General features: G+C 46.6%; 11 protein-coding genes. 1 reads left to right on the top strand and 10 read right to left on the bottom strand.

All coding sequences use genetic code 11. From position 1 onward, the window contains the following. Positions 1-6: 6 nt before the first annotated feature. The 10 genes from M1K58_RS21615 to M1K58_RS21570 all read right to left on the bottom strand — a co-directional run bounded on the left by M1K58_RS21615 (position 7) and on the right by M1K58_RS21570 (position 11,473). Positions 7-957, bottom strand: a complete 951-nt coding sequence (locus M1K58_RS21615) for an ABC transporter ATP-binding protein (protein WP_372339192.1) — start codon at positions 955-957, stop codon at positions 7-9. Positions 958-973: 16 nt separating this feature from the next. Further along, entirely contained in the window at positions 974-2,416 is a 1,443-nt protein-coding gene (locus M1K58_RS21610) for an NAD-dependent succinate-semialdehyde dehydrogenase (protein ID WP_256760954.1), read from the bottom strand. A 12-nt stretch (positions 2,417-2,428) separates the two neighbouring features. Further along, positions 2,429-3,349, bottom strand: coding sequence for an ABC transporter substrate-binding protein (locus tag M1K58_RS21605; RefSeq protein WP_256760953.1), 921 nt, complete (start codon positions 3,347-3,349; stop codon positions 2,429-2,431). 19 nt (positions 3,350-3,368) lie between these two features. Continuing rightward, positions 3,369-4,007 (bottom strand): ABC transporter permease, encoded by a 639-nt coding sequence (locus tag M1K58_RS21600; RefSeq protein WP_256760952.1) that lies wholly within the window; start codon positions 4,005-4,007, stop codon positions 3,369-3,371. A gap of 14 nt (positions 4,008-4,021) precedes the next feature. Next, positions 4,022-4,642, bottom strand: a complete 621-nt coding sequence (locus M1K58_RS21595) for an ABC transporter permease (protein ID WP_256760951.1) — start codon at positions 4,640-4,642, stop codon at positions 4,022-4,024. Beyond that, a complete protein-coding gene (locus M1K58_RS21590) occupies positions 4,639-5,775 on the bottom strand; it encodes a mandelate racemase/muconate lactonizing enzyme family protein (protein WP_256760950.1) in 1,137 nt (378 codons plus the stop codon). Before M1K58_RS21590 ends, M1K58_RS21595 begins: the two co-directional genes overlap by 4 nt. A 241-nt stretch (positions 5,776-6,016) precedes the next feature. After that, positions 6,017-6,829: a S1C family serine protease gene (locus M1K58_RS21585; protein ID WP_256760949.1), complete on the bottom strand. Its 813-nt coding sequence runs from the start codon at positions 6,827-6,829 to the stop codon at positions 6,017-6,019. 401 nt (positions 6,830-7,230) lie between these two features. After that, a complete protein-coding gene (locus tag M1K58_RS21580; RefSeq protein WP_256760948.1) occupies positions 7,231-8,154 on the bottom strand; it encodes an ABC transporter substrate-binding protein in 924 nt (307 codons plus the stop codon). Next, positions 8,151-9,425, bottom strand: a complete 1,275-nt coding sequence (locus tag M1K58_RS21575) for a sigma-54-dependent transcriptional regulator (protein WP_256760947.1) — start codon at positions 9,423-9,425, stop codon at positions 8,151-8,153. The genes M1K58_RS21580 and M1K58_RS21575 overlap by 4 nt, the downstream gene beginning before the upstream one ends. Next, positions 9,422-11,473, bottom strand: a complete 2,052-nt coding sequence (locus M1K58_RS21570; protein WP_256760946.1) for a PAS domain-containing sensor histidine kinase — start codon at positions 11,471-11,473, stop codon at positions 9,422-9,424. Before M1K58_RS21570 ends, M1K58_RS21575 begins: the two co-directional genes overlap by 4 nt. 303 nt (positions 11,474-11,776) lie before the next feature. On the opposite strand from M1K58_RS21570, the gene M1K58_RS21565 reads away from it, so the two are divergent. Next, the gene (locus M1K58_RS21565) at positions 11,777-13,456 is read left to right on the top strand and encodes a methyl-accepting chemotaxis protein (RefSeq protein WP_256760945.1); all 1,680 of its coding nucleotides are present in this window, start codon (positions 11,777-11,779) and stop codon (positions 13,454-13,456) included. Position 13,457 lies beyond the last annotated feature (1 nt).

Genomic DNA, 13,457 nt, shown 5'->3' with positions numbered 1-13,457 from the left:
CTCTCCCTAATCCCCTAATTTGGTCAGAATGCGATCCATTGTCACAGTACCTAGCTGACGATTATTCGCGTCTACGACTGGATATTCACGGACCTGAGCGTCCACCATCCGGTTGAATACCTGCTTCAGATCATCCTCTAATGAAACCCCTTCGACAGTTGCCGCTACCGCATACTCAGCAGAGACGTAAACATCCTCAACTCTCATAAAGCCCATTTTGCGAAAAACATCCTTCTCGCCAATCAACTGTCTAATAAAGTCGTTTGCTGGGTTCGTCACAATTTCATGAGGCGTGGCGAATTGCACGACTTTACCCGCTTGCATAATAATGATTCGATCCGCCAAACGAAGCGCCTCGTTGACATCGTGTGTGACGAACAAAATTGTTTTTTTCAAGAGGCGCTGTATCCGATGGAGCTCATCTTGCAGACTCGTTCGAGTAATCGCATCAATGGCACCAAATGGCTCATCCATAAGGAGAATTTTGGGTCCAGCCGCCATTGCTCGTGCGATACCGACGCGCTGTTGTTGACCACCGGATAGCTGGCTTGGACGGCGCTTACGATATACTTTCGGATCAAGATGCACCATCTCAAGCAGCTCATCAATCCGCTTATCAATCTTCTCTTCCTGCCATTTCAATAGTCGCGGAACGACAGCAATATTGGATTCGATCGTCATATGCGGGAACAAACCGTTTTGTTGGATGACGTAACCAATCCCTCGGCGGAGCTGCTCCGTCTGAACTTTATTAATATCGACGCCATCGATTTCAATCGTGCCGGACGTCGTGTCATAAAGTCGGTTTACCATCTTGAGCAACGTTGTCTTTCCACAGCCTGATGGACCGAGGAAGACAATGAATTCACCCTCTTGAATGTCCAAAGAGATGTTGTCCACCGCTGGGGAGGCGGTGTTCGGATACTGCTTCACCACATTTTTGAAAACAATGCCCACGCCCGATTCCCCCTTATCAGAAATTAATATTCAAATACTTATATTCAAGAAAATCATCTACACCATGTTGTCCGCCTTCACGGCCAGTTCCACTTTGCTTGACCCCACCAAATGGAGCCTGCACGTAACCAAGTGCGGATTCGTTAATCCCGATCATTCCGTACTCCAGCTTATCCGCTACCCTCATCGTAGTTGCTAAGTCACGGGTATAGAAATAAGAAGCAAGCCCGTAAGGCGTGTCGTTAGCCATTCGAATTACTTCCTCTTCATTACTAAATGTAATAAAAGGAGCAACAGGACCGAATGTTTCCTCTTGGAAAATATGCATATCTCGAGTTACGCCTGTCAGAACGGTTGGAGCATAGTAACAGCCTGTCGCATACTCACCTTCCGTCAACCTTACGCCACCAGAGATCAACTTCGCCCCTTTGTCTAGCGCATCCTGAACCTGATCCTCTACCTTTGCCAATGCACGTTCATGGATTAACGGGCCTACATTAACATCCCGCATACCGTTACCAATCGTGATATCTTTGAGCTTAGCTATGAACTTATCCATGAACTCAGCTTGAATGGATTCATGAACGAAAATCCGATTCGCACAAATGCATGTCTGTCCGTTATTTTGAAATTTGTTATAAATAAGCCCTTCAGCAGCCGCATCCAAGTCAGCATCTGCGAAGACGATGAATGGGGCGTGACCGCCAAGCTCTAGCGATACCTTCTTCACTTGCTTTGCCGATTGCTCCAGTAAGTATTTACCGACTGCCGTCGAGCCAGTAAAGCTAATTTTACGTACCTTTTCGTTGTCCAGAAATTCTTGTCCGATTTCTTGCGCGTTCCCAATGACTAGGTTAGCAACTCCCTGAGGCAAGCCCGCTTGTGCAAAGATATCGAACAAGGCAATCGCAGATAGCGGTGTTTCTGGCGCTGGCTTAACAACAACGGTGCAGCCTGCAGCAAGTGCAGGAGCCAGCTTACGAGTGATCATAGAAGACGGAAAGTTCCAAGGCGTAATTGCCGCAACAACACCAATCGGATAGCGTTGAACTAGAATCCGCTGGGTCGTACGGGAAGACGGAATAATCTCTCCGTTAATCCGCTTCGCTTCCTCCGAATACCAGAGGAAAAAGTCCGCGCCCCAGAGCACCTCACCTTTCGCTTCCTTCACCGGTTTTCCTTGCTCGAGTGTCATGATTTCCGCTAAGTGATCGGCATTGGCTACGATCAAGTCATAGATGCGGCGCAAATAAACGGAACGTTCCTCCGCCGCAGTTTGTGACCAGGCTGGGAAAGCGTCATATGCGGCTTCAATCGCCGATTGTGCATCCTCGCGCCCACCCATCGGAACCGTTGTAATCTGCTCACCGGTCGCTGGATTGAAAAGAGCAGACCGAAGGCTCGATTGAGCCTCGGTCCAAGTGCCGTTAATAAATAGTTGGTTTCTAATGTCTGTCATAGATGCCTCCGGTTACTTTGAAATGAGTTTATTGTCGATTAGGAATTGTTTAGCAACGTCTTCGATTTCCGCTTTATCTGGACCGTCGACCTTCCAGTTCATCGTTTGAACTGCTGCATCAGTCAGAAGAGGTGCAAGCGCATTTAACTTCTCTTTGATTTTAGGCTCTGCATCTAGCTTAGCTTTGCGAATCAACGGAGCTACGTTGTATACCGGGAAGAACCCGATATCGTCTTGCAGCAATTGAAGCCCCATACCGGCGATTTGACCGTCAGTTCCTACCGATACCGTAACATCGGACTCGTTGTTTTCTAGTGGCTTGTAACGAAGGCTATAATCGATTTGGAATTGTTTCTTGAATACGAACCCGCCTTGGTCAGCGTAAATTTTTTGCAAGCCCGGAATGCCATCTTCACGGACATCGAATTCCTGTGGATAGGATAGAACAAGTTCTTTACTGTGCTTCGCAAGATCCGTATACGTTTTGATGCCATATTTCTCTGCCGTTTCTTTCTTCATGGCAAACCCGTAAGTCGCGTTCTCAGATGCCGGATCCAGCCACTCCATATCCCATTTCTTAAAGCCTTCGCGAACTTTCTCTAAAGCCTTAGCCGAATCTTTCTCTGGCTCTTTCTGCTCCATCATGACACCAAGACCTGTACCCGTGTATTCTGGATAAATATCAAGATCGCCCTTCTTGAGTGCTTCGAACGTTGGAGCCGTGCCTCCAAGACTTAGCTGACGCTTCACCTTAATGCCCATATCTTCGAAAATTAGTGCGTACATTTCACCAATGAGATGATTTTCCGTATTATCCTTCGAGCCAACTGTTATAGATAAATCTGACTTTCCACCTTTATCGCTGCCGCAAGCTGTCAGTGTTACTGCAAGACCCATAGTGACAAGTAAGTTAATCCAAGAACGTTTTTTCATTGATGACCTCTCCCTTTTCCTAGTGCGAATAGTTGGTTTTGCGTTGTAAAAAGCTGAAAATAACTTCACTTAGGATCGCAAGCAATGCAACGGGTACAGCTCCAATTAATAAATAGCTTTTGGACATCATGCTAACTCCGTTGATGATGTAACTGCCTAGCCCCCCGCCACCAATAAGTACGGCTAAGGTAGCGCTTGCAATAATTTCAACTGAAGCCGTTCGGATGCCCGCCAGCATGACGGGAAGTGCCAAGGGCAGCTCAATTTTCCAGATCGTCTGCAATGGTGTCATACCCATGCCATAAGCGGCTTCCTTAACGGCGGGATTAATTTCCCGAAAGGCCACGTACGTGTTGATGAGAATAGGTGGACCTGCCAGAATCGTTAATGCTAACGCTGCGGGGGTGAACCCGACTCCTAGCAGAGGCATCGCTAACGCCATAATCGCCAAGCTGGGAATGACTCGGAAAATATTAATCGCATTGATAATGTAGTTCGCGACCTTGAGCTTTCTCGAAATCCATATCCCTAAAGGAATACAGATCAGCATTGCTGCAATCATGGAGAAGGAGCTTAGCCAAATGTGTGTCTTCATATTCGCGATGAAGACAGGCGTGTTCCCATCGAAATATTCACGGATTTGATCAATGACTTTCACAGTTCACACCTCCGTTAGTTCGTTCTCGGACTGAGGAATTTTTCAATCACACGGAATAACAAATCGGCCCCTATCGCTAAGATCGCTATGGTGACCGTTCCGGCAATGATTTTCCCGGTGTGATCATGATTCAAGCCTTGAAAAATCAATCGCCCTAGTCCACCGGCTCCAATCCAAGCCGCTACCGTTGCAATCGAGATGATGGATACCGTGGCAACCCGGATCCCGGCGATGATCACGGGTATGGCCAATGGAACCTCAATTTTGAAAATAATTTGCCATTTGCTCATCCCCATACCTTTAGCCGCTTCTATCATCATTGGATCAATCCCTTTGATAGAGGCAACCACGTTCCGCACCAGAATCATCTGGGCGTATGCTACGAGGCCTATCGTCGCCGTCGTTACACCTAGTCCTGTGTAGGGAATAAGAGCAGCGTACAATGCCATGCTCGGTATCGTGTAGATGATACCAAGCACGCTTGTCACCGGTGTTTGCAACTTCTTATACTTGGCGATTAGGAAGCCAAGTGGCAAAGCAATACAAAGTGCGATGAGCAAGGAAGTAAAGGTGAGGGACAGATGCTCCCAGAAGAACGGCATTACCCTATCTGGATTGTTGAATAGGTAACTCATGTGGACTCACCTACATAAAACTTGTTATAGGCGTATCGCTCGACAGCCTCCAAATCCAATTCCACTCCTAGCCCTGGTGTTTGAGGCAGATGGAGATAGCCCTCGGAATCGATGATTAACTTGTCTTGCTGGATGAAGTCACGACGTTCCGGAGTCCAAGAAGGCGGATCGTACGGGAGTTCGAGATACGGGCAATGGCTGATTGCCGCAGCCAGATGTAAGTTCGCCATAACGCCGATACCATTCGTCCACGTATGAGGACTGAACCAAGCACCGCTTGCCTGCACCATATCAGCGATTTTCCTTACTTGCGTAATTCCACCTGTGAGAGCGACATCGGGCTGGTAAACGTCGAGTGAGCCAAGAAAATTCATCTCCCGGAAATCGTGCATCCGACGATTCATCTCTCCTCCGGCTATTCGGATTCCCCCGACCATTTCCCTTAGCTTAGCTAGTCCGCGGAAATCGTGGCTTTGCAATGGTTCTTCTAGCCAGAATACTCCTAGCTGTTCCAGCTCCTTCGCGACTTGATACGCTTTTTTCAGATCCCAAGTTGGTTCTGTGTCCCAAGGCATCTTCCAGCCTTGATTAGCGTCGACCATAATTTCGAGCTGATTGCCAACTGCTTTGCGTACCGCCTCGACCACCTTAATGTCATCACGCACATCCTTGTGGTGAAAACGAATCTTCATGGCCTTGTATCCTTCGGCTAGCAACCGCTCTGCACGGTCCGCACGTACTTCCGGAGTGACCATCTCGCCAGTGGAAGCGTATGCAAGAATCTTATCGTTGCGTCCTCCAAGCAGCTTATACACCGGCTGCCCCGTTGCTTTCCCCATGAGATCCCACAAAGCCAAATCAAGCGGCCAACAACGTCCGTAATGAAAATCAATGTTGTCGATGATCTGTGAATGGCGTTCGATGGCAAATGGATCTTGACCAATAAACAAATGCTCGTGCCCTTCGAAGCCTGTCATAAGATCCCCAGAGCCAATACCCGTAATTCCTTCGTCGGTGTGAACGAGTACGACGGTGGAAGCAAACTTTTTTCGAGGATTGGGGTCCCATGCTGCTTTGAAGGGGGGGTCCAATGGTAGTAAATAATGCTTAATTTCGATTGCTGTGATTTTCATGTTTTCACCTCGCTGTGTGCTTTACGATTCTCATTATGGCTATTTTGTGACAGCCTGCACAGACGGTCAGCTGCGCAAAGATTAGGCAAAAAGGTGTAAAAAAAATGTGCAATTTCATTGGTTTACGTAAGCGCATACCTATGCTCTTAGACGCTAAAATCGAAGTAAGCTATCTCTAAGGTCGGATTAGACCTTAGAGATAGCTTACTTCGATTTTACAATTATTCTTTTGAGGCTAAGCTTACAGTGAATTTGTTGTCATCAGGTCATCCAGCACATTCATGATTGTCGTTGTCGGAATTGCGAAGCCGATGCCTTGTGCCTCGGAATTAACAGCTGTGTTAATCCCTATCACTTCTCCCTTCTCATTAAGAAGAGGGCCACCTGAGTTGCCAGGGTTAATCGATGCATCTGTTTGCAAGAGATGTTCAAAGTTATGCTCTCCCTCCTCATCTGTAATCGTTATAGGACGTTCCTTCGCGCTAAGTACACCCATCGTTAGCGTGTGATCGAGTCCATAGGGATTACCAATTGCTACAACCCAATCTCCGATACTCGTATCATCTGAATGGCCGAGTGTGAGTGCAGGGAAGTCACTCCCATCTGGACTTTCCACCTTCAGTACGGCTAAATCCTGCTCGGGGCTTGTGCCAACGACTTTCGCAATAAGAGGCTCATCATAGCCTTGCACGGTAACCTTAACCTGTTGGGCATCCGCAATGACATGTTCATTGGTCAGAATATATCCATCCTTCTTGAATAAAAAACCGGATCCCGTGCCTGCTAGCGCTAGCTCACTACTTTGCTGCTGTTGCTGACGCCCCATTTGACCAGCTCGCAAGCCATTTCGTGAACTTGTAGGTACTACCGACGTATAGTTTTCGATTTTTACAACAGCTGGACTAGCTGCCTCATACACGGTTGCCATACTTTCGTTAGTATTAAGTGCGGCCGTCGTCACTCCTGGATCCTGGAACGATGAACCACTAACGTTGCTAACTACACCGTTTGTTGCCATTTGGCTACCGCTAAACAAATTTTCTTTGTCCGCCATATAGGATAAGCCTCCAATTACGACAGCACCAGCTAAAAATGCCGCAAGCAGAGTTCTCGCTGATCTCCCATTTTTACGTCTCGGGTTTGCCACCGCTTATGAAATGTTGCGTCACATCCTTCTGCATGCTTAGCTCCTTTTCATATGACGACTGTAGATCCGATGTACTCCTCTGAGAAGAATCAATTATATAAGTGACCGGTGTGTGTGGCTCAACTATTTCGTGAGTGTGCTGTTCGTTCATATTTATTATTCCTCCTTAAGCTTTCTATGAATCTATCATGCAGGCTGTACCTTAAGCTAAACTTAATTAAATCTAAAAATGGCGTGAGTAAAAAAAATAGGCTAGAGCTCCTTCAGCGATGAACTGATGGATCTCCAGCCTTAATGTTGACGTTACCCTATGGTTCCAGCAGCTTGTGCTTAACAAGAAAATCGCGAGATGTTTTCGTAATATCCTTCTGCAAAATATCAACCTGATACATGAGATCAAGCATGTTCTCGTTTGTTATAAACATTGTAAGGCTTTCCATCGTTTCGCGGACATCCGGGTAGCGTTCTAGCGTTTTTTCCAGAATAACTGGCGCTGCGTCGTAAGGCGGAAATACTTTGCGGTCGTCCTCGAGGATGACCAGATCATTTTTCTTAATTCGCGGGTCCGATGCCATGCCAACCGCGACGTCTACCCGGCCATCCTTGACCGTCTGGGATAGCAGATCAGAATCGATCGCAACGACCTGATCGTCCGGCAACGAGAAATCATAGATTGTTTTTAGTCGCTCAAGCCCGTCTTCCCGCTGCAAATATTCGGCGTTCGTGGCGAACTTCATTTTCGTATTACGGGCACGAGTATACTCAGCAAGATCACTAATCCGAAAAATTTCGAGCTGCTCGGAAATGTCTTTGCGCATGAGAAGAGCCCAACTGCTGTTAAATGTACTCTTAGACAACCACACGATGCCCTTAGTTGCATCCGTCCTAGAAACCTCGCGATAAGCGTCATCGGGCTCGTACAGGGGCGTCTCTTTATGATAAAAGATTCTAGCGGTCGTTGTGTACTCCCAGTAGAGATCGGCTACGCCCGCTTCCATGGCGGATCGGATCGCGGGACTGTCCAAGAACACCATCTCGTTCACCTTATAGCCTTTGTCCTTGAGCAGGAGCGAACTCATTTTCATTAGCAAATACTGCTCAGTCAACGATTTCGAGCCTATCGTGATGTCTCCTTTCGGGGCAAACATGTCCGGTTGGAGTGTGTTTTCCTTCCCCCCTTGGCACGCTGTAAGAAGCACAAGCAGCGCAAGCGCCGAAATCAACCGCTTCATCGCTCAATCCTCTTCATTTTATAAATAAGTGCATTTCGAGAGATACCCAGCAGCTCTGCAGCTTTGCTCTGGTTGCCGCCTGTCTTATCCAGCGCATCTGTAATCATGCGTCCCTCAACTTCTTCCAGCACGTCATACAGCTTCCCTTGAAGCTGCAAATCCTCGATCGATTTCGAATATTGTCCGACCAGTGATGAAGGTAAATCCTCGACGACAAGTGCCCCATTCACCTTGAGAAGGTGCATCCGTTCGATCAAGTTCATCAGTTCACTGATGTTACCATGCCAAGGTAAATCGACCATCAATTCCATAAGCTCTTCGGAAACCGTAAGCGGCTTACCGTATTTAATATTCAAATGAGCTAACTTCTGGCCGACTAGTAACGGAATATCCTCTCTTCTTTCTCTTAGTGGAGGAAGCTCCATTTCCACCAAATTAAGCAGGTAATAGAGATCATCACGGAAACGGCCTTCCTTCACGAGCAGCTTCAACGGCTGTCCAGATGAGGTGACAAGCCTTACGTTCACCGTTTTTCGTTCTTGAGTATCCGGAGAGATAATGCTTTTCTCTTCAATTAGACGATAAAGATGGGCTTGGTTCAGTGGTGTCAGGCTTCCGATCTCGTCGAGAAACAAGGTTCCTCCATCCGCTGCGATTGCTTTGCCCGAAGCCCCGAACAATTCTCGTTCCAGCATCGCTTCCGGCATTGAGCTGCAATTGACGTAAAGAAACTGCTGATCCTTCCTTCGGCTATTGATGTGAATCCATTTGGCCAACGTCGTCTTACCTACACCGCTCTCGCCGAATAGAAGTACCGGAGCGTCCGTCATCGTGATCCGGTCCAGAATCCCCCTTACCGCCTGCATCTTAGGACTCTTGAATACAACTTCCCCTGAGAGCTCATCCAGCGACTCGTAGCAATCCCTCACGATCTCTGCTAGTTGCTTCAGGTCGAACGGCTTATTCAAATAATCACAAGCCCCCCATTTTATCGCCAATACGGCATTCTCTACATTACCGTATGCAGTTAGCATGAATACCCTCGTTTCGGGAGAAAGCTCCTTGATTTTCTTCAGTACTTCCAGCCCTGTCATATCCGTAAGCATAAAATCGAGGATCACGACACGAATCGGCTGCTGCTGAATTTTCCGAATTGCGGATTTACCGTCATAAGCTTCGTAAGTAACATAGCCTTCGCGTTTCAGCTTCAGGGCAATATTTCGGCACAACTTGATTTCATCGTCAACGATTAATACGCCGGGCTTCGTCATCTGATTACCTCCTTCATACCAAGGGGAAATCGGCATTTGACCGCCGTCCCTCTATTACTAACGCTATTCATTTCCAAGCTGCCGCCATGCTCCTTCATGATATCCTGGGCGATGGACAAGCCAAGTCCATTGCCTGTTTCTTTAGTCGAAAAGAATGGATTGAACAGCCATTGCAAATGCTCCTCCGAGATACCTTCGCCCTCGTCCGCGATCTCGACCCATACTTCAGAGGAAAGAACGCCTATTCGAATATCAATCGTTCCTCCGCGCGGCATTGCTTCCATGCTGTTAACCAGCAAATTCAGAAACACTTGAATGAGCTTGTTTGTCTTCCCGTTAATCGTCGGGACCGTCACGGCAAAATTCCGTTCCACCGTAATACCCAGTTCATTAAATTTAATCCTGAGCAAGTGGAGGACACGATTGAGCAATTGATCCAAATGAACGGGAACCGTTGCTTCCTTCTTCGTCTTTGCTAAGGTCAGAAACTCGTTGACGATCAAGGTCATTCGAGAAATTTCGCTATCGATGTCATGGACGAGCGTAGGCACCCACTCGGAATCTGGATTGAGTTCGATCTCTTCTCTCAATAGCTCGGACGAACTGGATAGAACAGCAAGTGGATTTTTGAGTTCATGAGCGATACCCGTTGTGATTTGTCCGATTAACGCGAGCTGCTCGCTTTGCTTGAAATGCGATTCCAGCATCCGAATTTGCGAAATATCTTGAACAACCGCAAGGACGCCGTCTGAGAAAGCTGCAGTGACGATTTTAAGAATACGTGTAACTCCTTCTCCGTCCGTCCATGCGACCTCTTTATCCCCAGAATTCGCATCCATCGTCAGGAATCCATACTCTGACAGCTCCTCCAACCTCTTCCCTTCCCACTTTTCCTCTGTTAATCCGAACAAATCGATCCATTTCCTATTCACTCGGGTAACTTCTCCAGCTTCGTTCAAAGTAATAAGCGAATAAGGAATGCCCTCGACGATATCGTGGAGAAATCGATGAGTTCGGGCAACGCGGTCATTCATGTCCTGAAGCGAGCGAATAAGCTCCCCGATCTCATCTTTACGCTTCATCATTGGCTCGGGAAGCGGAGATGGCGCTTTCTGACTTTGAATACGTTGCGCGAACTTGGTCAGCTTCAAGATTGGAACAAGGATTTGCCGGCCTCCAACAAGAATGAGACACATAATAAGAGTGAAGATCCCCAAAAAACTATAAGTAAGCGCCTTCGAAAGCGTTTTCACTGACGTGAATGCAAATTTCTCCGGAACCCCGAGCGCTAGCCCCCAATTTTCCCTCATGGTCTGGTAAGTCATAACACTTGGCGTGCCGCGATAGCCTTCCTGCACGGAGCCGGAGTCTCCTTTCATTAGCAGTCGGACGATCGGCTCTTCGGAGAAGTCCAAGTTCCAATCCTGATCGCGCGTGGAGGCGATGACTCTGCCTTCGCTATCGGTTATGAAGCTGAAACCTTCCCGTGTTTCACTCGTGCTTCTTAAGATATTGGATAAAAAGTTACGGCTTAATTCTGCAACCAGCACCCCAAGAAATTGACGATCGTCGTAGAACACCGGTATGGCGACCGTGGCCGTTTTCTCAGTTCGCACATTACTGACAAGACCTGATACGACATACGTATAGCTCCATTTGACATGATCGAACTTGGGATAATCGTAGGTTGTATTTTGTAATTGTGGGCGAAAAGGAGCTTCGAACTTCATATTACGTTTCGTATCCACGAAGTAAATGGATTGGATAATCGTGCTTTTGGAAATCGCTTGTTTGGCTCTCGCATACATAGCCGGGAGATTCAGCTCATGTTGATCCGATAATCCGGCGACTAGCTGCAGTTGGGAAACGACGTCATTCATCTCACTGTTCATTCGATTCACAATCAACTCAGCCATAATTTCGTTGTTCTCAATAATGTTTAGCTGCATAACCCGTTCAGAATAACGGACAATGGCTTGATGAATAGCAACGGTAGGCAGAATTAAGATTAACACGAATACTAATAGGAACTTGCGTGTCATTTTCATATGAGCATTGTACACCGCCCACGGGATAACCTACAATGGCAACTTTGATATTCCAATCTACTGTTTCACTCCTAAAACACGTTAAATCTTATTCATAAGTCACGACTTTCGAAGAATAGTCGACTTAGAGTCCATAAACTCGTTCACCACGATGATCGCCTCTCTAAACTGTACTATTTTCCAACACTTTTGTTGAATTATTGTACATAGGCATTACTATGCAAACGCTTTACTATTAAATAATATGGGGTGAGACCGCGACCAAAGAAATCTATCCTACGGTCGATAAGGAGGCCTCACTTGATGAAAAGCTTAAAGTACAAAATACTGCTGGGATTTACGACTATCCTCATTCTTCTTGTCATCGCGGGAGCCTCCGCTTCCATAAGCATGAGAGTAGGCCAACAGCAGGTTCATAAAATGGTCTCAAATGATATGGAATTGGTGACCGTCAGTGAACAATTATCTAAAAACGTTTCTCAAAGAATAGCGATCGTCCGTGGATATGTTCTGTTTGGCGATAACTCGTTCATGGCTGATTTCAGGAGATATACAGAAACAAGCAAAACGCTTCAAAAAAAGCTGATCGAGCTTAATCCCTCGGAAGAAAATAAGAAGCTAATTGAATTAAATGATAAATGGAGAACGATGGTCGAGGATGAAATATTCCCTTCCTATGCATCGGGAAATCTCGATAAAGCCTTAAATAGCATGACCACCTCTACGGAGCCCGTCGCACGCGACCTCATGGAAGGCTTCGAGCAGGTTGCAGCATCCTCACTAGCTCATATTAACACGGACAAAGAAGCGCTTATCCACACTCTCTCTCGTAATACGAATATCATTATCGTCTTGACGATAATTAGCATTATGCTAGGGATTAGTATTGCCTTCTATTTATCCAGTACGATTATTAAACCGCTTGTACAGATCATATTCAGAATTCAGACCATCGCCACAGGGGATTTGCGCGGAGGACAAATGGAATCCAAAACAAAGGATGAAATTGCCCAGCTTGCTAAAGCCATGAATCAGATGGTTGGGAATTTACGCTTAGTCGTTACTAAAGTACATGAGAATGCAGAACGAATTACATTATCCTCAGAACAGTTATCTGGTAGTGCCGAGCAAATGACGATGGCAACAAAGAAAATTACAAATGCTGTTCAGTCCGTGGCCACAGGATCCATGAGACAAACGGAAAGCATGAACGATAATTCCCTATCTATGTCTGAAATGAGCATCGTAATCCAGCGAATAGCCGAAGCGACTTACAATGCGACACAGGTTTCGCTTGAGGCAACCCAGGAAGCTACGCAAGGAAATGAAGCCATTCGCACCGCTGTTGGGCAAATGGGATCTATTCAGCTTACTATAGGTAAAGCATCCATAGCGATGAAACAATTAGGTGAACATATCGAGGAGATTCATTCTATTTTAGAGGTTATAGAGGATATATCCGGTCAAACGAATCTACTAGCTCTAAACGCCTCAATTGAAGCTGCAAGAGCAGGTGAATCCGGTCGTGGATTTGCAGTCGTTGCTAATGAAATTAAGAAATTGTCCGTTCAATCGGCAAGCTCCGCACATTCCATATCCGACTTAGTACACATCATTCAAGCTGAAACGCACAATGTCCTTAATGAAATACAAGACGGAGTCAAGGCGATCAAACTAGGCATGGAGCTGGTAGATGTTGCAGGTCAAACCTTTGAACGGATTGTCCAGTCCAATGTCAACGTCTCATCTGAGGTTCAGGAAATTGCCTCTTCAGCGGAGCAAATGTCTGCAAGCTCAGAGCAATTGGCCGCCTCTCTAACCGAGTTAGCTAGCATTGCCGAACAATCGCTTCATAAATCCCAGACTGTTGCTGCGACGACTGAAGATCAACTCGGATCGATGATTAATATTTCAGAATCCGCAGATTCATTGAACAGCATGTCCCATGAGTTAAAAGCCGCGTTGATCGCATTCAAGATTTGAT

This window comes from Cohnella sp. WQ 127256, assembly GCF_024519285.1.
Classification (GTDB): Bacteria; Bacillota; Bacilli; order Paenibacillales; family Paenibacillaceae; genus Cohnella.
Note: the sequence above shows the minus strand (reverse complement) of the source record. Positions and strands in the feature narration are given on the sequence as shown.